16 protein-coding genes are annotated in these 22349 nt (G+C 65.5%); 10 read left to right on the top strand and 6 right to left on the bottom strand.

Annotated features, from left to right (window positions below; genetic code table 11):
- Window positions 1-34: 34 nt before the first annotated feature.
- Window positions 35-901, bottom strand: coding sequence for a tRNA (adenine-N1)-methyltransferase (locus tag ABZ677_RS15035; RefSeq protein WP_052047554.1), 867 nt, complete (start codon window positions 899-901; stop codon window positions 35-37).
- A gap of 392 nt (window positions 902-1293) precedes the next feature.
- Between ABZ677_RS15035 and ABZ677_RS15030 the strand changes: the two genes are divergently transcribed.
- Both ABZ677_RS15030 and ABZ677_RS15025 read left to right on the top strand, forming a co-directional pair.
- Window positions 1294-2100 (top strand): RecB family exonuclease, encoded by an 807-nt coding sequence (locus ABZ677_RS15030; protein WP_358370651.1) that lies wholly within the window; start codon window positions 1294-1296, stop codon window positions 2098-2100.
- The gene (locus ABZ677_RS15025) at window positions 2097-2909 is read left to right on the top strand and encodes a thioesterase family protein (RefSeq protein ID WP_358370541.1); all 813 of its coding nucleotides are present in this window, start codon (window positions 2097-2099) and stop codon (window positions 2907-2909) included. Before ABZ677_RS15030 ends, ABZ677_RS15025 begins: the two co-directional genes overlap by 4 nt.
- A 14-nt stretch (window positions 2910-2923) precedes the next feature.
- Here the strand turns inward: ABZ677_RS15025 and hisG are convergent, their stop codons facing one another.
- The 4 genes from hisG to metH are packed head-to-tail and all read right to left on the bottom strand — an operon-like array spanning window position 2924 to window position 8370.
- A complete protein-coding gene (gene hisG, locus ABZ677_RS15020) occupies window positions 2924-3775 on the bottom strand; it encodes an ATP phosphoribosyltransferase (protein ID WP_037190018.1) in 852 nt (283 codons plus the stop codon).
- A 48-nt stretch (window positions 3776-3823) separates the two neighbouring features.
- On the bottom strand, window positions 3824-4105 hold the full coding sequence (locus ABZ677_RS15015) for a phosphoribosyl-ATP diphosphatase (protein WP_179274667.1): 282 nt from the start codon (window positions 4103-4105) through the stop codon (window positions 3824-3826).
- Window positions 4106-4136: 31 nt separating this feature from the next.
- Complete coding sequence (locus ABZ677_RS15010; RefSeq protein WP_094741952.1) at window positions 4137-4808, bottom strand: HAD family phosphatase; 672 nt, start codon at window positions 4806-4808, stop codon at window positions 4137-4139.
- Window positions 4801-8370, bottom strand: coding sequence for a methionine synthase (metH, locus tag ABZ677_RS15005; RefSeq protein ID WP_358370537.1), 3570 nt, complete (start codon window positions 8368-8370; stop codon window positions 4801-4803). The genes ABZ677_RS15010 and metH overlap by 8 nt, the downstream gene beginning before the upstream one ends.
- Before the next feature lie 173 nt (window positions 8371-8543).
- On the opposite strand from metH, the gene ABZ677_RS15000 reads away from it, so the two are divergent.
- The 8 genes from ABZ677_RS15000 to ABZ677_RS14965 all read left to right on the top strand — a co-directional run bounded on the left by ABZ677_RS15000 (window position 8544) and on the right by ABZ677_RS14965 (window position 21099).
- Window positions 8544-9446: a PAC2 family protein gene (locus ABZ677_RS15000; RefSeq protein WP_358370648.1), complete on the top strand. Its 903-nt coding sequence runs from the start codon at window positions 8544-8546 to the stop codon at window positions 9444-9446.
- Window positions 9447-9546: 100 nt separating this feature from the next.
- Complete coding sequence (locus ABZ677_RS14995; RefSeq protein ID WP_037189311.1) at window positions 9547-9894, top strand: hypothetical protein; 348 nt, start codon at window positions 9547-9549, stop codon at window positions 9892-9894.
- Window positions 9894-12383: a nitrite reductase large subunit NirB gene (gene nirB, locus ABZ677_RS14990; RefSeq protein ID WP_358370535.1), complete on the top strand. Its 2490-nt coding sequence runs from the start codon at window positions 9894-9896 to the stop codon at window positions 12381-12383. Before ABZ677_RS14995 ends, nirB begins: the two co-directional genes overlap by 1 nt.
- Window positions 12380-12679, top strand: a complete 300-nt coding sequence (locus tag ABZ677_RS14985; RefSeq protein ID WP_358370533.1) for a nitrite reductase (NAD(P)H) small subunit — start codon at window positions 12380-12382, stop codon at window positions 12677-12679. Before nirB ends, ABZ677_RS14985 begins: the two co-directional genes overlap by 4 nt.
- 82 nt (window positions 12680-12761) lie before the next feature.
- A complete protein-coding gene (locus ABZ677_RS14980; RefSeq protein ID WP_358370646.1) occupies window positions 12762-14252 on the top strand; it encodes a TIGR02677 family protein in 1491 nt (496 codons plus the stop codon).
- Complete coding sequence (locus ABZ677_RS14975) at window positions 14249-15682, top strand: TIGR02678 family protein (protein ID WP_358370530.1); 1434 nt, start codon at window positions 14249-14251, stop codon at window positions 15680-15682. The genes ABZ677_RS14980 and ABZ677_RS14975 overlap by 4 nt, the downstream gene beginning before the upstream one ends.
- A 4-nt stretch (window positions 15683-15686) precedes the next feature.
- On the top strand, window positions 15687-19871 hold the full coding sequence (locus tag ABZ677_RS14970; RefSeq protein ID WP_358370527.1) for a TIGR02680 family protein: 4185 nt from the start codon (window positions 15687-15689) through the stop codon (window positions 19869-19871).
- Window positions 19861-21099, top strand: coding sequence for a DUF2399 domain-containing protein (locus tag ABZ677_RS14965; RefSeq protein WP_358370524.1), 1239 nt, complete (start codon window positions 19861-19863; stop codon window positions 21097-21099). Before ABZ677_RS14970 ends, ABZ677_RS14965 begins: the two co-directional genes overlap by 11 nt.
- Here the strand turns inward: ABZ677_RS14965 and mshC are convergent.
- Complete coding sequence (gene mshC / locus ABZ677_RS14960) at window positions 21096-22337, bottom strand: cysteine--1-D-myo-inosityl 2-amino-2-deoxy-alpha-D-glucopyranoside ligase (RefSeq protein ID WP_037189321.1); 1242 nt, start codon at window positions 22335-22337, stop codon at window positions 21096-21098. The genes ABZ677_RS14965 and mshC overlap by 4 nt on opposite strands.
- Between the last annotated feature and the right edge of the window lie 12 nt (window positions 22338-22349).

The raw sequence follows: 22349 nt of genomic DNA, 5'->3' as shown, positions 1-22349 counted from the left end.
CCGAGGTCGGAATCGCCGGTGGCGGCTCTTGTCGTCAGCCCTTGCCGGATCGACGCTGCGGCTTCGGCGTGACGGTGCCTTCGGCGAGGCGTCGGACACTGACGAGGAATGCCGTGTGCCCCTGCATCCGATGCTCGGGACGAACCGCCAGTCCGACGACGTGCCACCCACGCACCATCGACTCCCACGAACGGGGTTCGGTCCAGCACTCCTGCGCCCGAAGGGCTTCGACGACCTTGGACAACTGTGTCACCGTGGCGACGTAGACGAGCAGCACGCCGCCCGGAACGAGAGCTTTCGATACGGCGGGCAGTGCGTCCCAGGGCGCGAGCATGTCGAGGACGACCCGATCGACCTGCTCACCGGGACGATCGACACCGAATTGATCCACGTCGGCCACCGTCAGGTGCCAGTTGGACGGCCGCTCGCCGAAGAAGGTCTCGACGTTCTTGATCGCGTAGTCGGCATGGTCCTGGCGGATCTCGTAGGAGATGACCGTGCCTGCCGTGCCGACGGCACGCAGCAGCGAGCACGTCAGAGCGCCGGATCCGGCACCGGCCTCCAGCACGCGCGCCCCGGGGAACATGTCACCCTCGTGCACGATCTGGGCTGCGTCCTTGGGGTAGATGACCTGCGCGCCACGCGGCATCGACAGCACGTAGTCGGTCAGCAGGGGCCGCAGCGCGAGGTAAGGGGTGCCGTTGACGGACGTGACGACGCTGCCCTCGTCGGCACCGAGAAGTTTGTCGTGGGTGATTCCGCCCCGATGGGTGTGGAACTCCTTGCCCGCCTCGAGAACAACCGTGTAATGGCGGCCCTTCCCGTCGGTCAGCTGGACTCGATCTCCGACGCGGAACGGCCCGCTGCGGGCGGGTCCGGTCGGAACCGGCTCGACCGGGATGCCGTCGTCGGCCGTCGAAGCTTCGTCGAGTTCGATTTCGTCGACACTCGCGCTGACCACTTCGTCCGCACCGATGACCGGGGCATCGACGATCGCGTCGACCTCGGACCCGTCGGTAGACGCGGACGCGGAATCACCGAAGGACACAGCATCACCGGACGGCACAGCGGAACCTGCTTTCGTTGCTCTGTTGGACGCCCGACCTGTTCGGTCCGACACCTGGGACGACTCGACGTGCCAGACTACGGCCTTGACCGAAGATGTCGGACCAACGGCATAGTCTCGCAGTCGTGAGTATTTCCGTGTCGACGCCCATCGACTTGCCTCTACTCGATCTCGGCGACACTGCGCACCCCTCGCCGTCGACGACCGGTTCTCGTAGTACGCCGGCGTTGTCGCCTTCGCGCGCAGGTGATTTCAAGCAGTGCCCACTCCTCTATCGCCTCCGTGCCGTCGACCGAATTCCCGAGGTCTCCACCGAAGCTCAGGTGAAGGGAACTGTGGTGCATGCCGCATTGGAGGCCCTGTACGCGTTGCCCGCACAGGATCGTGTGCCGACCACTGCGCGAGAGCTCGTCGATCCGGCCTGGGAGCGAGTGGTCGCTCGGTCACCCGACATAGAGACTCTGGTCCCGGTGGACGAGCGACCGGCGTTTCTCGACCGGGCTCGTGCGCTGGTCGCCGGCTATTACGAACTCGAAGACCCCACTCGGTTCGAGCCCGAGTCCTGTGAACAACGAGTGGAAATCGTGCTCGACGACGGTACGCCGCTGCGCGGATTCATCGATCGGATCGACGTGGCACCGAACGGGATGATCCGCGTCGTCGACTACAAGACGGGCCGGGCTCCACGGGAGTTCACCGAGTCCAAGGCGCTGTTCCAGATGAAGTTCTATGCCCTGATGATCATGCGGATGCGTGGAGTCGTTCCAGCGCAACTGAAGTTGATGTATCTCTCCGACAAGCAGGAGCTGACCTACACCCCCGACGAGGGTGAACTGCGAAGGTTCGAGCGCATGCTGTCCGCGATCTGGAAGGCGATTCTGGCGGCGGGTGAGACCGGTGACTTCCGCGCCAAGAAAGGCGCACTGTGCAAGTGGTGCGACCACCAGGCGCTGTGTCCGGAGTTCGGCGGTACTCCCCCGGCTTATCCGGGTTGGCCCACGGCCGCTGCCGAACCGACGGGCGCCGAGCTGTGACGGTTCCGAATGCCTTCTTCGTTCCCGCCGGGGTCGGCAGAGAAGGCCACGAGAGGGTCACCGCCACCGAGCACACCGTCAGCCTGTGGGCACCGACGATGCAGCACGGCGCTCCACCGTCGGCCCTGTTGGTCCGTGCGCTCGAGCGAGTGGACGTCAGGGAGGACACCCGTATCAGTCGCGTGGCCGTCGACATTCTCGGGCCGATTCCTGTCGGGGACATCGAGATTCGGGCATGGACGGAGCGACCCGGTGCGAACATCGAACTCGTCGTCGCGGAGCTCTGGGCGGAAGGCACCTCGGGAACTGCGCGCGCGGTGGCCCGCGGCAGCGCATGGCGCATGCGCACCGTACCGACCGACGACGTTGCACACTCGGGCGATCCGGTGATGCGACCGGTGAGCGACGGTGTCGACTACGCCTTCGGTGGCACCTGGTCGTCGGGCTATCTCGACGCCGTCGAGTTCAAGATGCTCACCGGGCTCGGTGCGGATGGGCCGGGCGAGATCTGGGCCAGGCCCACACCTGTTCTCGTGCAGGGTGAATCGATGACGCCCCTCGAAAGGCTCTTCTCGATCGCGGACATCGCCAACGGAATCGGAGCGAAGCTCCCGATCGACGAGTGGACGTTCTTGAACACCGACCTGACCGTGCACGTGTTCCGAGTGCCGCAGGGCGAATGGATCGGGGTGTCGGCGGAGACCTCCACCGGGCCCGACGGTATCGCCATGTGTGCGGGCACACTCAGCGACGAACTGGGTCCGGTCGGTCGCATCGCTCAGACGGTGTTGGTTCGGCGTCGGAGCTGACGGCCGTATCGGATCTAGAAGGCGCGGCAGGACCTGATGTCGGAGGCGAGGATGGCCTTGGCACCGAGCTCGGCGAGCTGATCCATGACGTTGTTGTGCACCTTACGAGACACCATGGCGCGCACGGCAACCCAGTTGTCGTCGACCATCGGTGCCAAAGTCGGCGACTCGATTCCAGGAGTGATCTTGACTGCTTCGTCGAGGATCGACTTGGGGCAGTCGTAATCGAGCATCAGATACTGCTGCGCGAAGACGACACCCTGTACGCGGGCGATCAGTTGCTTGCGCGCGGAGTCCGTGCCCGGGGTGCCTGCTCGTTCGATCAGCACTCCCTCCGAATCGCAGAGAGATTCACCGAAGGCGACGAGGTTGTTCTGACGCAGCGATCGTCCCGACTCCACGACGTCGGCGATCGCGTCGGCGACCCCGAGCTGGATGGAGATCTCGACTGCGCCGTCGAGGCGAATGACGGTTGCCTCGAGTCCTCGGGCGGCCAGATCCTTACGAACCAGGTTGGGATAGGACGTCGCGATGCGCAGTCCGCCCAGGTCCTCGGGTGCCCACTCCTTGCCCGCCGGCGCGGCGTAGCGGAAGGTCGAACGACCGAATCCGAGTGCCAGGCGCTCCTCGACCGCGGCACCGGAATCCAGCGCCAGGTCGCGTCCGGTGATGCCCAGATCCAGCTGACCGGATCCGACGTAGATTGCGATGTCCTTGGGGCGGAGAAAGAAGAACTCGACGCCGTTGGCCGGATCGAGAACCGTCAGGTCCTTCGAGTCGCTTCGACGTCGATAGCCGGCTTCGCTGAGAATTTCGGCGGCGGACTCGGACAGTGCGCCCTTGTTGGGTACGGCTACGCGCAGCATGGAGTTTTCCTTCATCGGTGAATTCGTAGGAGGGGTGCGGACCTTGCCTCACAGATGTCGGTAGACGTCCTCGAGCTCGATGCCTCTGCCCACCATCATCACCTGAACCCAGTACAGAAGCTGCGAGATCTCCTCGGCGAGCGCCTCGTCGCTCTCGTGCTCGGCCGCGATCCACACTTCACCAGCTTCTTCGAGGACCTTCTTGCCCTGGAAATGAACTCCGGCGTCCAACGCTGCGACAGTGCCCGAGCCCTCGGGACGGGTCTTCGCGCGGTCGGTGAGCTCGGCGAACAGGGAATCGAAAGTCTTCACGGCTGCATATTCTTTCACGTCGTCGATCAGGGGTGCGAATCGGTCGAGATCAGGACGACCATGCCCGTCTGACGTCGTCCGCGGTCAGTCCGACGAGACCGTCGCGAATCGTGTATCCCGGTGCGGCCTGCACTGCGATTTCGGACGGAACCACCAGCACCGGGCAGCCGGCACTGTGCGCCGACAACGACCCGGTGGGTGAATCCTCGACCGCAAGACACGAGGCGGCATCCAGTCCCAGCAGTGCAGCTCCGCGCAGGTAGGGCGCCGGATGCGGCTTGCCAGCCTCGACCTCGTCGCCGGTCACCGTGATGTCGAAGTACTCGCGACCCAAGGTGTCCAGAGCCCGCTCGACCAGACCCCGCTCGGTGTTGGTGACCAGCCCCGTGGACAGACCCATCTCGCGCACGAGAGCGAGAGCGTCCTTGGCACCGGGGCGCCAGGGAATCCCCTCGGCGAAGAGATCCCCGACTCGCGTGGTCAGCCATTCGCGGCCCTGGATCAGGTGCTCGTCGGTGACCTCGACCGCGGCATTCGCCAATACCTTGCGCAGGGCATCCCACATCGAGTTGCCGAGGGTGCTCTCGCGCACCTCCGCGCTGAGTTCCGTTCCCAGTGTGCGGGAGTACTCACCGATGGCGACGTCCCAGATCTTCTCCGAGTCGAGCAGTGTGCCGTCCATGTCCCACAGGACACCGTGCAGGTGAGTTGCGCTAGACATTGAAGTACTTGGCCTCCGGGTGATGAAGTACGAACGCATCGGTCGACTGTTCGGGATGTAGCTGCAGTTCCTCGGACAGCTTCACGCCGATTCGCTCGGGTTCGAGAAGAGCGGCGAGCTTGATGCGGTCCTCGAGATCCGGGCACGCGCCGTAACCGAACGAGTAACGAGCACCCCGATATTCGAGTTTGAAGAAGCCCTCGGCCTCGGTGGGATCCTCCGAGGCAACGGAATTGCCGTCGGACAGCTTCAGCTCCTCGCGTACCCGGCGATGCCAGTACTCGGCCAAGGCTTCGGTGAGCTGGACGCCGATTCCGTGGACCTCGAGGTAGTCACGGTACGAGTCGGCGGCGAACAGCTCGTTGGCGAAGTCCGCGATGGGCTGGCCCATCGTCACCAGGTTCATCGGCAGAACATCGACCTTGCCCGATTCCCGTGCAGCCGAACGCGATCGAACGAAGTCCGCGATGCAGAGGAAGCGGTCGCGGTGCTGCCGCGGGAACGTGAACCGAAAGCGTTCGGGCGCATCGGGTTCGGGTTCGGTGAGTACGACGACGTCGTCACCCTCCGAGACCGCCGGGAAGTACCCGTACACCAGCGCCGCGTGCGCGAGGATACCGTCGGTGCTCAGTCGATCCAGCCAATACCGCAGGCGCGGTTTGCCTTCCGATTCCACCAGATCCTCGTACGTGGCACCTTCGCCCTTGCGGGCACCGCGCAGACCCCACTGCCCCAGGAACAGGGCCCGCTCGTCGAGTAGCCCCGAGTACTCCGACAGAGACACGCCCTTGACGATGCGCGTGCCCCAGAACGGCGGCACCGGGATGTCGATGTCGGCAGCGACATCGGATCGCTCGGGCACGACCACCGGTGCTTCGGCGGCCTTGCGCTTCTCGGCGATGCGCTTGGAGCGCTCGTGGCGTTCCTTGCGCTCGGCCGTCTTGGCCTTCGCGGCGAGTGCCTCGGGGCTGTCCGGGGCCGGTCCGCCGCCGCGCTTGGTGGTCATGATGGTGTCCATCAACCGAAGGCCCTCGAACGCATCACGTGCATAGTGCACGTCGCCCTCGTAGACGTCCTGCAGATCGTTCTCGACATACGACCGCGTCAGCGCCGCTCCGCCCAGCAGAACGGGGAATTGCTCGGCGACACCCTTCGAGTTGAGTTCGATCAGGTTGTCCTTCATGACCACGGTGGATTTCACCAGCAGCCCGGACATGCCGATCACGTCGGCGCGCTTGTCGATCGCGGCCTCCAGAATGGTCGAAATCGGTTGCTTGATACCGAGATTGACCACCTCGTAGCCGTTGTTGCTCAGGATGATGTCGACGAGGTTCTTGCCGATGTCGTGTACATCGCCCTTGACGGTACCGAGCACGATGCGGCCCTTGCCGTCGTCGTCGGTCGCCTCCATGTGCGGCTCGAGATACGCAACAGCAGCCTTCATCACCTCGGCCGAGGCGAGCACGAACGGCAGCTGCATCTGGCCGGAGCCGAACAGTTCACCCACGGTCTTCATCCCCGAGAGCAAGGTCTCGTTGATGATCTCCAGCGGTGGCTTCTCGGTCATCGCGGTGTCGAGATCGGCGTCGAGGCCATTGCGTTCACCGTCGACGATGCGTCGTTCGAGTCGCTCGAACAGCGGCAGTCGGCCGAGCTCCTCGGCGCGGGATTCGCGCGCCGACGCCGCGGAGACACCCTCGAAGAGCTGCATGAGCTTCTGCAGCGGGTCGTAGCCCTCGGCACGACGGTCATACACCAGATCGAGGGCAGTCTCTCGCTGCTCGTCGGGAATCTTGTTCATCGGCAGGATCTTCGACGCGTGCACGATGGCGGTGTCGAGGCCTGCCTGCGTGCATTCGTGCAGGAACACCGAGTTCAGCACTTGGCGCGCAGCGGGATTGAGGCCGAACGAGATGTTCGACAGCCCGAGGGTGGTGTGCACCTTCGGGTACTTTTCCTTGAGCTGCCGGATGGCCTCGATGGTCTCGATGCCGTCGCGTCGCACCTCTTCCTGGCCCGTCGAGATCGGGAAGGTGAGGGTGTCGACGATGATGTCCTCGTGGCGCAGGCCCCAGTTCTCGGTGATGTCGGTGATCAACCGGTCTGCGACACGCACCTTCCACTCGGCCGTACGTGCCTGTCCCTCTTCGTCGATGGTCAGAGCAACGACAGCGGCACCGTGCTCCTTGACCAGACGCATGATCTTCTGGAATCGCGAGTCCGGCCCGTCGCCGTCCTCGTAGTTGACCGAGTTGACCGCGCTGCGGCCACCGAGGTGCTCCAAACCTGCTTCGAGAACGGCAGGTTCGGTGGAGTCGAGCATGATCGGCAGGGTCGACGCCGTCGCCAGGCGGCTGGCCAACGCAGCCATGTCGGCGGCACCGTCGCGGCCGACGTAGTCGACGTTGAGATCTAGCATGTGCGCGCCGTCGCGTGTCTGATCCTTGGCGATGTCGAGGCACTTCTCGTAATCCTCCGCGAGCATCGCGTCGCGAAATGCCTTGGATCCGTTGGAGTTGGTGCGCTCACCGATCATCAGAATGCTGGCATCCTGCTCGAACGGAACGGCGGAGTAGAGCGAGGAGACGCCCGGCTCGGGCGCAGGCCGACGTTCGAGTTTCGTTGCCCCGTGGACCATGTCGGCAACCTGGCGGATGTGCTCGGGCGTGGTGCCACAGCAGCCACCGACGAGAGCCAACCCGTACTCGCTGACGAAACCGCTCAGGGCCGCGGCCAGTTCGGGGGCGGTCAGGGGGTACTCGGCACCTTTTGCGCCCAGAGTGGGCAGACCCGCGTTGGGCATCACCGACACCGGAAGACGCGAATGCTTGGACAGATGGCGCAGGTGCTCGCTCATCTCGGCCGGGCCGGTCGCACAGTTGAGCCCGATCATGTCGATACCGAGGGGTTCGAGTGCCGTCAGTGCAGCACCGATCTCGCTGCCGACGAGCATCGCGCCCGTCGTCTCGACGGTGACGTGGGTGATGATCGGGATGCGGACACCGAGCTTGTCCATCGCATGCTGACTGCCGATGATCGCGGCCTTGACCTGCAGCAGATCCTGGCAGGTCTCGACCAGGATGGCGTCGGCACCGCCGTCGATCATGCCCAGGGCGGCTTCGGTGTACGCGTCGCGCAGTCGGGCGAAGGGCGCGTGACCGAGAGTGGGCAGCTTGGTGCCCGGCCCCATCGAGCCCAGCACGTAACGGTCCATCCCGTCGCGGCCCGGACCCATCTCGTCGGCCGCCTCACGGGCCAGCCGGGTGCCCTTCTCCGCGAGTTCACGGATCCGGTTCTCGATGTCGTAATCGGCCAGGTTGGGCAGGTTGCACCCGAACGTATTGGTTTCCACGGCATCCGCGCCGGCCGCGAAGTACTCGCGGTGGATCTCGCGCAGGACGTCGGGCCTGGTGTCGTTGAGGATTTCGTTGCAGCCCTCGAGACCGATGAAGTCGTCGAAAGTCAGGTCGGCGTCCTGGAGCATCGTGCCCATCGCACCGTCGCCGATGACAACGCGACGTGAAATCGCATCGAGCAGACTGGGCTTGTGTTGAGCGGGCATCACTACAGAGTAGTGGGCACCGAAGTCACGTCGGGTCGTAGGCTGTCGTGGTGAGTCCCCGAAACCTCGATGACCAGTCCCCGATCGACGACGGAACCCAAAATACGGACATTTCAGGTTCCGGATCGGATGTGCCTCTGGACGCCGCATTGATCGAGGCCGTCCACGATGCTGTGGCCAACGCCACAGACATCGACGATCTGGATGATCTCGACGAAGACATTCCCGAGTTGCGCTCCCCGATCCTGGTGGCTGCCTTCGAGGGCTGGAACGACGCAGGCGATGCCGCCAGCGGCGCGATCGAACATCTGGAACTGATCTGGGACGCCAGCCCGCTGGCCGAACTGGACTCCGAGGACTACTACGACTACCAGGTCAACCGCCCGACGGTCCGCCAGGTGGACGGTGTCACTCGCGAGATCGAGTGGCCGTCGACTCGACTGTCGGTGTGTTCGCCTCCCGGCAGCTCGCGCGATGTGGTGCTGCTGCGCGGTATCGAGCCGAACATGCGCTGGCGCAGTTTCTGCGACGACCTGCTCGAATTCGTCGAACAGCTCGGCGTCGAGACCGTGGTGATCCTGGGAGCGCTGCTGGCCGACACTCCGCACACCAGGCCAGTTCCGGTGACCGGCACCGCCTACAGCACGGAGTCGGCAGAACAGTTCAACCTCGAACAGACCCGCTACGAGGGACCGACCGGGATCACCGGTGTTCTGCAGGACGAGTGCGTCAAGGCCGGGGTGCCGGCGGTCTCCTTCTGGGCTGCTGTTCCGCACTACGTCTCTCAGCCGCCCAACCCCAAGGCCACCGTGGCGCTGCTGCAGAGGGTCGAGGACGTGCTCGACATCGAGGTACCGCTCGGCGAACTGCCAACCCAGGCCGAGGAATGGGAAGAGGCGGTGACCGAGATGACCAAGGAAGACGAGGAGATCAGCGAGTACGTGCGCAGCCTCGAAGAGCGGGGCGACGCCGAGGTGGACATGTCCGATGCAATCGCCAAGATCGACGGCGACGCAATCGCGGCCGAGTTCGAGAAGTACCTGAGGCGCCGCGGTCCGGGCAACTTCGGGCTCTGACCGACCGCACACGACGGACCGGGAGCCGGTGAGGTCTTTCTGATCCCGACGTAACGTCACCGCAGCGGTGACGTCACCCCGACCCCGCAACCTCGTGGGTATGGCCAGCACACCGCGATTCCTGCAGGGCATCTTCTCCTTCACCGGGCACGGTCTGGACAAGCCCGAGCTGATCGATCCAAGCCTCAGCTTCGTCGTCCCCGAGGGTGCGACGGCTCAGCCGCTGTACTTTCGCGGCGGAAATTCCAGCGACGAGCTGGTGGTCGTGACCTTGCTGCGCGACGGCAGCCCGATGCGCATGTTCCCGATGGGCGCCAAGGACGGAGTGAACATTCCGCTGCGGGTGGTGGAGGACGTGGATCCGGACACGGTGCTGGAACTGGTCGTCGCCGCCCCTGCCGGAACCAGCGGAGAGGTCGTCGTCGATTTCGGTCTGGTGCTGATCTGATGACTCAGGGCAAGCAGCGACTGCTGGTGGTCGGCAACGGGATGGCCGGTGCCAGGGCGGTCGAGGAGATCATCAAACGCGATGGCAGTGCGCTGTTCGAGATCACCATGATCGGCGACGAGCCGTACGGCAACTACAACCGAATCATGCTCTCGCACGTGCTGTCCGGCGAGGCCACCGTCGACGACGAGGATCTGATCCTCAATCCGATGAGCTGGTACAGCGAGAACGGCGTCACACTGCACGCCGGGGACCGCGCGATCTCACTCGACCGCTTCTCCAAGACCGTCGTCTGCGAGAGCGGTCGGTCCGTCGACTACGACGTGCTGATCATCGCCACCGGCAGTAACACCTTCTTCCCCAACATGGACGGCCTGCGTGAGTCGGACGGCAGGCTGGCGCGCGGCGTCTTCGGCTTCCGTACCATCGCCGACACCAACGGCATGCTGCAGATGGCGCAGTCACGCGACGACGTCTCGGCCGTCGTCATCGGCGGCGGACTGCTCGGGCTCGAAGCCGCCTACGGTCTGCGCACCCAGGGCCTCGAGGTGAACGTGGTGCACTCCCCCGGTCACCTGATGAACCAGCAGCTCGACGAACGCGGTGGACGCGTGCTGCGCAACAAGATCGAGTCACTCGGCGTCGGCGTACACACCTCGAAGCGGACCACCTCGGTGTTGCGCTCCGAGGACGGCGTCGTGACCGGTGTGGGGTTCAACGACGGCACCTCGCTCGCCGCAGACATGGTCGTGGTCACCGCAGGCATTCGTCCCAGCGTCGACTTCGCTCGCGCGGGCGGGTTGGTCATCGAACGCGGAATCGTCGTCGACGACCAATTGCGGTGCGAGGACGAGGGTTCCATCTATGCCGTCGGTGAATGCTGTCAGCATCGAGGCGAGGTCTACGGTCTCGTCGCACCGCTGTGGGAGCAGGCCGTCGTGTTGGCCGACGTACTCACCGGAGCCGATCCCACTGCGGCATACCATGGTTCGCGTTTGACCACCAAGCTCAAGGTGGCCGGTGTCGACGTCGCGTCGATGGGGATCACCTCCCCCGAACGTGACGACGACGAGTTCGTCCAGTTCTACGAGCCACGCAGCGGTACGTACAAATCGGTGATCGTGCGGGGCAACAAACTCGTCGGCGCCACCCTGCTGGGCGACATCTCCAAGGCCAACTTCCTGACCCAGGCGTTCGACGAGAAAGTGCCGCTACCCGACGAGCGCATCAGCATGCTCTTCGACATGGGAACGCCCTCTGCGGCAACAGGAGCCGCCGAATTGGCCGACGACGTCCAGGTGTGCAACTGCAACGGCGTGACGAAGGGTGCCATCGTGGCCTGCGTACACGCGGGCGCGAAGAACCTCGGCGACGTGACCGCGAAGACCCGGGCGGGCAAGGGGTGCGGATCGTGCAAGGGTCTGGTCAAGGACATCATCGCCTGCGCAGCGGGCGGTGCCGTCGAGGCCGATCCGACAGCGGACTGGTACGTCCCCTGCATCCCCATGACCAAGCCGGAACTGATCGAGGCCGTTCGAGCGCAGGATCTTCGCGCGGTGTCGGCGGTGTTCGCGGCGTTGGCGACCGGCGGAGCGGAGGACGCCGCAGCCAAGATGCCGTTGGCGTCGTTGCTGCGGACGGTGTGGGGCCCGGACTGGGTGGACGAGCGCGGGGCGTTGTTCATCAACGACCGAGTCCACGCCAACATCCAGCGCGACGGCACGTTCTCGGTGGTGCCGCAGATGAAGGGCGGCGTCACCACCCCGGATCAGTTGCGCAAGATCGCCGACGTCGCAGACAAGTACCACGTACCGCTGGTCAAGGTCACCGGCGGCCAACGGATCGACCTCCTCGGCATCAAGAAGGAAGACCTGCCGAAAGTGTGGGGAGATCTGGACATGCCCTCGGGCTTCGCGTACGGCAAGAGCATGCGCACGGTGAAGACCTGCGTGGGCAGCGATTTCTGCCGTTTCGGTCTCGGCGACTCGACGGCACTGGGCATCGCCCTCGAGGAGCGATTCCAGGGCTTGGAGACTCCGGCGAAGTTGAAGCTCGCGGTCGCGGGCTGCCCGCGCAACTGCTCGGAGGCACTGTGCAAGGACTTCGGCGTGGTCTCGGTCGGCGAGGACAAGTGGGAGATCTACGTGGGCGGCGCGGCCGGTGCGCACATTCGCAAGGGCGATCTACTGGCCACCGTGACGGGAGCCGAGGAGGTTCTGGCTGTGGCAGGCAGGTTCATCCAGCATTACCGCGAGAACGCCCAGTGGTTGGAGCGAACGTACGCGTGGGTGCCACGCCTCGGCTTGGAAGAACTGCAGAGCGTGTTGATCGACGACCGCGACGGCATCGTGGCCGGACTCGACGAGCGGATGCAGACATCGGTGGACGGGTACATCGACCCATGGCAGGATCGCGCGGCACCCAAGTCGGCCGCCCAGTTCACCCCGTCGCTGCCACTGCTTCCGCTGCCGCAGGTGCCGGTCCGATGAGCGTGCCGGTGGGTGCGCTGGAGGACCTGACACCCGGCGAGGGACGGGCCTACGTGGTCGACGGCAAGCAAGTCGCTGTGTTCCTGCTCAACGACGGCTCGGTGCGGGCGATGGACGCCGTGTGCCCGCACAAGGGCGGGCCACTGGCCGACGGTCAGATCGACGGATCCATCGTCGTGTGTCCGATGCACCAGTACACCTTTTCGCTCGACGACGGCACCTGCCCCAGCGGCATCGATTCGGTGCGCACCTACCCCGCCGCAGTGGTGAACGGAAAAGTGACCGTGGAGCTGTAACCGGCACGGTTCAACGACTGGGGCACTGAACACCTACCCTGTTCCAGTGAGCGAATCAGGTGAGGACGCGCGGCAGGGAGTCGTGAATGCGTTCGTCGAGGAAGATCGTCTCGGTCTCTTCTCGTTCGCCGTTGCCGAGAAGCGCTCCGAGTACCTGGCCGTTCTCCGGGCATTCGACACCGCACGAGCCAACTACGTCGTCCTGCTGCACTCCGGAGACGTGGCCGACCTGATCGCGCGCAACTCCGGGCGGCGCCACGAAGCTCCGACCACCCTCGACATCGCGCCCCTCCTCGATCAGCTCCACGCCTGGGGCCTGCTCGAACGCAGCTACGACGGCACCCGCGCCGCAACTCTCGCCGAGTACCGCAACCGTCACTTCGTCTACCAGTTCGGCCAAGCCGGATACAAGGCCTACCGCGCGGTCGAAGACGTGCTCGGGGCCCGCCTGGACGACGCCGCGCTGTCGCGGCTGGTGCTGCCCGAACTGCTGGCCGACATGCACGAGCTGGCCGAGGCGAACCGTCTTGCCGACGGCGATCGCATCTACCGCAAGCTCAGCCGACTCGATTCAACACTGTCGGAGATGGCGACCCGTGCCGCCCACTTCTATCTGGTGCTCGGCGATCTCGTGCGCACCACCGAGATCACTCCGGAGTCGTTTCTGGTCCACAAGGACGCCCTACTGACGCACATGCGTGAGTTCAGCTCCGATCTGACCCGCTACGCACCGAAGCTCGCCGAGGCGATAGCACTCGTCGAGAGCACCGGTATCGAGGAGCTCGTCGAGCGAGCCGCGATCAGCGACGAACGAGTCTTTCTCACCGTCGCCGAACGCCGCGCCGACTGGACCGACCGCTGGGCCGGCCTCTCGCACTGGTTCGTCTCGGCCGAGTCCGAACTCAGCGAGTCCGAACGACTCCGCGAGGGCACGATGAGCGCGATCGCTGCCGTACTGTCGCTGCTGCGTCGGGTGACCGAAACCCGCAAGGGCGGAGTCAGTCGCGAAAGTCAATTACGCCACCTCGCCGGTTGGTTCGCTGCCGCACCGACCGAAGACAGCGCGCACGCCCTGTTCCATGCCGTGTTCGGCCTCGGCAAACCACGGCATCTGTCGATGGTGCATCCCGACGCCGACATCATCCCGACGTCCCGATCGTGGTGGGAGGCACCACCGGTCGAGATCTCACGCACCCTGGCCGAGACCGGACGCACTCCGACCCCCGGTGTTCCGGGACGGGTGCAGCGCAACGACGGCGGCATCAGACGGCTTCGGGAGCAACAACTCGAGTCGCAGCGATCACGCAGTGCCGCAGCACAATCGCTTGCCTCGGCCGGAATCCACGACCGAATTCTCGACGAGCAGGAAACCGAGGTGCTGTTGAGCCTGCTGAACGCTGCACTCACGGCGCGGGTGCGCGTGAGCGGACGCACCTCCGACTCGTCCGGATCGGACAGCGGCGTGCGCCTGACGCTCAGCGACAGCGACCGTTCGACGATCGTGCGGACCAGCAGAGGCCGGCTGCATCTGGATCGCCTCGCGCTCGACGTCAGCGAGGTGGCACGCCGATGAGAGCTCGCGAGATCTCCACCCTCGCACTGGATTCCTACCAGCGGGCCGCCCGGGTCGCGCTGTCGAATCACCTGGTGACCACGACGTATCCCGATCGGATCGCGCTGCCACTGCTGCGTAGATGGGCCACCGAGTTGCGCGAGGACCTGCTCGAACTGTTCGGGTATCGCCTCGAGGTCACCGAGACCACGGCCCGACTCTTCCCGGTGATCGACGCACTCGACGACAGTCAACCCGCGCGGACGTCCACCGACCGAATCTTCGACCGCCGCAGGTACGCGTACCTGGCGTTGGCTCTGGCTGCACTCGGCCGGGCGGGCAACCAGATCACTCTGTCCGAACTCGCCGATCATGTTGCAGCAGAGGCGAGTCAGGTCGACGGTGTCGAACTGACGACCGACCGGGCGAGCGACCGAGACGCGTTCGTCGACGCGATCGGCTGGTTGGCGACCCGCGGGGCCATCGCGTTGGCCGACGGTGACGCAACCGGCTGGGCGAACAACCCGTCCGCAGGCGAGGCGCTCTACGACATCGACCGACCCGTTGTCGTCGCCCTGTTCAGGCCGCCTCGCGCCGTCCAGCATCTGCGATCGATTCGCGGTTTGTTGGCCGGCTCGGACGCCCCGATCGATCCCGAGGAGTTCGATTCGGCACACACCGATTCCGGACGTGAGGCAGACCCGAAGGAAACGCTGCGTGCGGTACGCCGGGCGTTGGTCGAGCACCCGGTCGTCTATCTCGACGATCTCGACTCGGACGGCCGTACCGCCCTGGCCGCGTCGCGCACCGTTGCCGATGTCGAATTGCTCACCGGCCTCGTTGCCGAGCGGCGCGCCGAGGGAGTGGCGCTCATCGATACCTCTGGACGTCTCTCGGACTACCGATTCCCCAGCACCGGAACCATTGCCCAGGTCGCATTGTTGATCGCGGGCGAGATCTCGGACCGAGTGATCGATCCGGATGCACCCGCGCTGGCGACCTACCCCCTTCCCGACGGTGACGCCCTGATCGAGCAGTTGGACGACGCGATTCCCGACGGCGGAGTATTCGGCGATCTTGCCGAGTTCGGGTTCGGTTCCGATTCCCCGACAGCCGAGAATGCGGACGGCGCGACGCGGTATCCGCTGATCGAGGACAGCTGGCTGACATCGGTCGTCGATGATCTCGTCGAACGCTTCGGCCGCACCTTCGCTGCTCAGTGGCAAACCGATCGGGACGGCCTGCGGCTGCGGTCGATTGCGCTGTTGCACCGACTTCGATTGATACACAGCGTGTCCGGCGGCGTGCTGGTGCTGCCGGTGATCGCGCGCTACCGAGACGTGATGGTGAGTGTGCGCGATCGGACCCCGCAGGACTCGCTTTTCGGCACCGAACAGGCCCCCAGTACCGACCAGGCCGACAGCACCGATCCATCCGAAGTAGAGGCTTGAGTAGATGACCACACACTCGACACGTTTCCGGCCGACGCGAGCAGGGATCGTCAACCTCTGGGACTACCGCGATCAGGAGTTCTCCTTCGCCGACGGTCGGCTGGTGTTGCGTGGTCCCAACGGATCAGGCAAGACCAAAGCGCTCGAAGTGTTGTTCCCGTTCGTCCTCGACGGTCGTATCGAACCGCGCCGGCTCAATCCGTTTGCCGGAGAGGAGCGGACGATGAAATCCAACCTGCTCTATCGAGGGCAGGAAAGCGCGCACTCGTACGTGTGGATGGAGTTCGGCCGCGGTTCACGCGCCGATCCCGAATCGGTGACGGTCGGCATCGGTATGCGGGCGAGCCGCCACAACGACAAGGTGACCCGCTGGTACTTCGTGGCCGACGGCAGAGTGGGCGTGGACTTCTCGTTGTTGGGTTCCGACGACCGGCCGTTGACGAAGAAGCAACTCGGCGAACAGCTGGGCACCGACGCGTTGACCGATCGCCCGGTGGACTATCGCGCCGCGATCGATGCCCGGATGTTCGGACTGGGCGCGCAGCGCTACGACCAGCTGATCAATCTGATTCTGACGCTTCGCCGCCCGCAATTGGCCAAGAACCTCGACCCCAAGGGGCTCTCGCAGGCGTTGACCGACGGCCTGCGCCCGTTGGACGAACAGTTGGTACTGGAAGCTGCGCGCTCCTTCAGCGACATGGAGGAGGTGGGCCGGGCGCTCGAAGGACTGGCGCAGGCCGATCACGCCGCCAAGAACTTCGTCTCGGTGTACTCCAAATACCTTCGGGTGCAGACTCGTTCGGATGTCGAGCAGGTCTCGCGCCGGCTCGAGGCAGTCACGCATGCGACCACCGCGCACTTCGCCGCCGCCGCCCTGAAGGACCGGCGTCTGCTGGAGCGAGCGGCTGCGGAAACTCGATTCGACGAGGCCGAACGCGCACTGGATCAGGCCGTCGCAGACCGCGAGACCCTGCAGCGCTCGAGCGCGTACGAGGGCAAGCAGCAACTGGACGACCTGGCCGAGTCCGCTGCGAAGCTGGAGATCTCGACCGCCCAACAGGCCGACCGCGCACGCAAGGCTCGAGCAGAACTGGAACAGCGCACCACCGAAGCGGCTCGGGCCGATTCCGCCCTCCGGGATTCGATTGCCGGGGTGACCCGCGCCGAGGAGGAGCTGCAGACTGCGGCCGAGGATGCCGGAATCGTCTGGACCCCACTGCCGGTAACAGCCCGCAGCGATCAGATCAGCACCGCGCTGCGTGGCCATGCCGAGGAACGCGACGGCGACGTGCGAGCAGTTCGCGAGGCGTTGGGAACCGTCGAGAAGGCGTCGACGGAACGCGCTCGTGCGGAGAAGGCCGCTTCGAAGGCTCGCGAGATGCTCGAGGCCGCGTCGGCTGCGGTCACCGAAGCCGAGGCGACCGTCGACCTGCAGAAGGCGCAGTTCGCTTCGGGGCTGCGGGCCTGGTGGTCGACCCATTCCGCGCTCTACTCCTCAGCGGGCGTCACCTCCGCAGCGTTCGAGGCCCTCGACGCCGCGTTGGCAGACGTCGGCGACGACGACGCTCCGAGCCTGGAATCGGTGCTGGCCGACCAGACCTCGGATGGGGTCGACGCGCTTCGTGCCCGGCAGGCACAGGCCCGCGTCGACGTGTCGACCCGCACTACCGAACTGAACGCGCTGCGCGACGAGCTGTCCCTGGTTCGGGCCGAACACGATGACGCGCCGCCGCCGTTCGCGGCCCGAACCGATTCTCGCGCCGAGCTCTCGGGTGCTCCACTGTGGCAGCTGGTTCGGTTCGCGGACTCGGTGTCCCCTGGCGACGCGGCCGGGATCGAATCCGCGCTGCAGGCGGCGAATCTGCTCGACGGCTGGATCCACCCGATCGCGGACTTCCCGGGCGAATCGAACTCGGAGCAGTATCTGTCCCCGCTGCCTGAGGCCTCGAGGCCGACCGGGACCACGTTGGCGTCCGTCCTCGAACCCGAGCCCGGTACCGCCGTATCGGAATCACGCATACTCGACGTGTTGAATTCGGTTGCACTGCAACAGGATCAGGGCACATTCTCGGACTGCGCCGTCTCGGTAGGCGTCGACGGTCGGTACTGGCAGGGTGTGCAGCAGGGTCGCCACACCAAGACCGATGCCGAGTACATCGGCGCGACGGCGCGGGCGCGTCGGCGAGAGCAACGCATCGCCGAGCTCGGCGCCGCGATGAACACCGCGACCGCCGCGCTGGAGACCGCAACGGCCGACGAGCGATCTGCCCGCGAATCGGTTCAGGCACTGAGTGCGGCCGCGAAGCAACTTCCCCGGGTCTCGGCCATCGTGAAAGCGCAACGCGCCGTCACTGCCGCCGCCGGGGCGCTGCGCACCTCCACGGAGGGTGCTGCCGCAGCCGACCGCGAGTTCGACCAGGCGATCGCGGACCTGTCGGCGAAGGAGAAGCAGCTGCGCACCGTCGCCGTTGCTCACCGAACCCCACACATCGGTCGAGACATCGACGCCCTCGCCGCTGCGATTCGGCATTTCGAGCATCAGGGCTCGATGGTGATCCGCAAGCGCGGCGATCACACGCGTGAAACAGAACGCGCCCGCGAAGCAACCAACCGGCTCGAAGAAGCGAGTGGCCTGGCCGAAGAGCTCGCCGAGGAAGCCGCGATAGCCGACGAGAACTACCGGCAGCAGGTGCAACGCCTCGAGCTCCTGAGCGAGAAGCTCGGTGCCACCGCCGAACAGATCGACACCGATCTCGAGAACGCACGCGAACGCATCGAGAAATGCCGCGCCGAGCAGCGGGCCGCGCGTAAAGCGGACAAGGAAGCCGGCGAAGCGATCGGCAAGGCCGAAGGTGCCTGCAACACAGCGTTGGAAAGCCTGCGGGGTGCCGTCACCGAAACCCTGGGCGACGCCGTACGGCTCGCGCCCTACGCTCGTAAGGACCTGCTCGGCATCCTCGGCGTCCACGAGGCGTACGCCTGGCCGGCCAGTGATTCCGCCTGGCTGACCGTGGAGCAGATTCTCTACCGAGTCCAGCAGGCCGACGGTCCCGACGACGAGGTTCCGGTACTTCCACCGGTGGTGCGCGCACTGCATTCGGCACTCGACGCAGCGACGGCGTCGGTGAAAGTCAGTGACTCGAGCCGGAAGTCGACCCGGACTGCGCTGACGAGTGCGCTGCAGGAGTTCGACTCGCAACTCGCCGCATCGGGTCAGGACTACCGCCTGCAGTGGGATGCGCCGGACGGTTTGACCGTGGTCCGCGTCCAGGATGAGCAGGGCTACTCGTCGGTCGGAGATTTCGCCGATCGAATCGGTTCGGCGAGGGCCGATCAGGAGTTGCTGCTGACCGAGCAGGAGCGCCGAATTCTCGAAGATGCATTGCTGACCGGCCTGGCGCAGCAGATTCACGAGCGCACCGTCGACGCACGCGAGCTGATCGCCCAGATGTCCACCGAGATGAAGCAGCGCCGCATGTCCTCGGGCAACACGATCGGCGTGCACTGGGTGCTCGCAGACAACCTCGACGACGGGGCCCGGGCGGTGTCCAAACTGCTCGACCGCGACGCCTCGGCGTTGAACCAGGACGATCTGGCCGCCATGCGAGCCCACTTCGCGTCGGAGATCAGAATCGCTCGCGCGGCACATCCGGAACGGTCCTACCCCGAGATCCTGTCCACGACACTGGACTACCGTCGTTGGCGCGTGTTCGCTTTCACGCTCATCAGCGGTGACGGCAACGAGGATCGTCTCACCGTCGCACGCCACAGTGCGCTCTCAGGCGGTGAGCAGTCGGTGTCGCTGCACCTGCCACTGTTCGCCGCGGCGCACGTGATGCTCTCGTCCGCCGATCCACATTCACCTCGGCTGCTTGCGCTGGATGAGGCGTTCGCCGGTGTCGACGACAACGGACGCAGCGAATTGCTCGGCCTGAGTGTGCAATTCGATCTCGATCTGTTCATGACCGGATACGACCTGTGGATCACCTACGGGGACGTCCCCGGCTGCGCGCACTACGACCTGGCGCATTCGACGGCCGAGAACACCGTCAGCGCAGCACTTCTGGTGTGGGAGAACGGTGAACTGTTCGCCGAGCACGACGGTACCGACCTCGCTGCCGCACTCGGGTCACCGCTGACGCGCCGTGTGCCGACCCGAACCGAAGGTGGGCTGGAGTTTGAGCGGTAACAGCGAGTGGCGCGGCAGCGTCGAATTGGATGCGCTGCTCGATGCGGCACGAAAGAAGTTGGAGTCCAACTGGCTTCGCGTCGGCGGCAACATCACCGTCGACCTGAGCGACGCCCAGGAGCTGTGGCGTCTGTGCAGCGCGATCTCTCGGTCCAACTCCAGTCTGCATTCTCGGGCGCGCAGCACCAGGCTCGACCTCGAGCGGTTCGACGCCTGGCTGAGCCATCCGCTCAACGGCGGCCTCGGACTGATCGACACCCTCACTTCGCAGGCCCCGTTGCAGGACAAGAAACGGATCGCCGCAGACAAGGCTCAGGTGCGTGCCGATGCACTCGATCGAGCCAGGGAGGTTCTCGGCGGCGGCACCGACCGAGAATGGATCGAGTACTGGATCGCATCGTTGCTCAACCAGGACGGCACCCTCGGCGGCCGGGTCGCCGTCGATGCGCTCGAGGTGGCAACGAAGGTCCTCGCAATGCTGCCGGTGGACGGGATGTCGCTCACCGAGCTGGCCGAACGCGCCTGCGGTGATACCAAGGCACTCTCGGCCGGCGGTGCCCCGAAACTTGTTCTGGATGCACTGTCGTTGCGCGAGAACGTCCCTCGGCCCGTCGATCCGGTCGGCATCAGGGCGTTGTGGGAGACCGCGGGTGTGTCGGTGGACGCGGTGTCCAGCCGGGTGCTGGTGCTCGGCTACCGCGTCGACGAGACCCACACGGTGGCCCGTTGGCTGAACGATGCCGCAGACGAGGGCATCCCCTTCCCCGTCACCGTGGACATGCTCATGCGCGGGACGCTCACCAACAGCTCGTCGACAGTGTTCGTCTGCGAGAACGTGGCGGTTCTCGCCGCTGCAGCCCGCACTCTCGGGTCGAACTGCGCGAGCCTGATCTGCACCGACGGTCAGCCCTCCGCCGCGGTACACCGGTTGCTGGCCTCCCGCGCGCCCGGCACCACGATCGAATGGCGTGCCGACTTCGATTGGGCCGGAGTGAACATGGTGAAAAACGCAGTGGACCGATACGACGCGACGCCGTGGCGCATGGACGTCGACTCCTACCGGCACGCGCTCGATGCACGGAATTCCGAACCGCTGAAGGGCCATCCGACGGACAGTCCGTGGGATCCGGAACTGGCTGCTGCCCTTCGTGACTCGGGCCGGGCAGTCATGGAAGAACGGCTGATCCCGGATCTGTTGACGGATCTGCGGACCGGGGATTCGACCTAACGCAGCGGAACTCCGAGCAACGCGTCGACCGCATCGGCGAAGGCACCGGGTGCGCCCGCATCCGATCCGCCACGCTCGACGGCGAAACTCGCCCACGCGTCGAGCGCATCGAGCGCCTTGGGGGTGTCCAGATCGTCGGCCAGATGCTGCCGCAACCGATTGATCACATCGTCGGCAGATGCTGCGCTCTCGAGGGCCGCAGCCCGCCGCCACAGTGCGAGCCGGGTGTGAGCCCGTTCGAGGACCTCGTCGGACCAGGGCCGATCCTGCCGGTAGTGACCGGAGAGCAGACCGAGTCGCACGGCGCTTGGATCGACGTTCTCGGCCCGGAGCTTGGAGACGAACACCAGATTGCCGCGACTCTTGGACATCTTCTCGCCGTCGAGCCCGATCATCCCGGTGTGCACGTAGTGCCGGGCGAAGCGCGGATCACCGGTCGCCGCCTCGGCGTGTGCGGCCGAGAATTCGTGGTGCGGGAAGATGAGATCGCTTCCGCCGCCCTGAATGTCGAAGCCGGTACCGATGCGGTTGAGTGCGATGGCGGCGCATTCGATGTGCCACCCGGGCCGACCCGGACCCCACGGCGACGGCCACGACGGCTCACCCGGCCGCACCGCGCGCCAGAGCAACGCGTCGAGTGGATCCCGCTTACCGACCCGATCGGGGTCGCCGCCGCGTTCGGCGAAGAACGTGTCCATCGTGGCGCGGTCGTAACCGGACTCGTAGCCGAACTGCTCGGTGGCATCGGCACGGAAGTACACATCCGGGTATTCGGCGTCGTCGACGACGTACGCGGCACCGGACGCGACCAGCTTCTCCACCAGTTCGACGACCTCGTCGACGGACTCGACGGCACCGATGTAGTCGCGCGGAGGGAGTACCCGGAGCGCTTCCATGTCGGCGCGGAAGAGTTCGATCTCCCGAGCTCCCAGATCGCGCCAGTCCTCGCCGTCACGGTCGGCGCGCTCGAACAGCGGATCGTCGACATCGGTGACGTTCTGCACGTAGTGCACGTCCGTGCCCGCGTCCAGCCACAGCCGGTAGATCAGGTCGAAGGTCAGGTACGTCGCCGCGTGCCCGAGGTGGGTGGCGTCGTACGGGGTGATTCCGCAGACGTACATCCGAGCCGTCGAACCGGGAGTGACGGGTCGTACCTGGCGGTCTGCGGTATCGAACAATCGAAGCGCTGGACCCTGTCCTGGAATTGTCGGGATCTCCGGGCTCGACCAAGAATGCATGTATCCGAGCCT

It is taken from the genome of Rhodococcus sp. NPDC006774 (genome assembly GCF_040636045.1).
GTDB lineage: Bacteria > Actinomycetota > Actinomycetes > Mycobacteriales > Mycobacteriaceae > Rhodococcoides.
The sequence above is the reverse complement of the archived record's forward strand: the minus strand, read 5'-3'. Positions and strand labels throughout refer to the sequence as shown.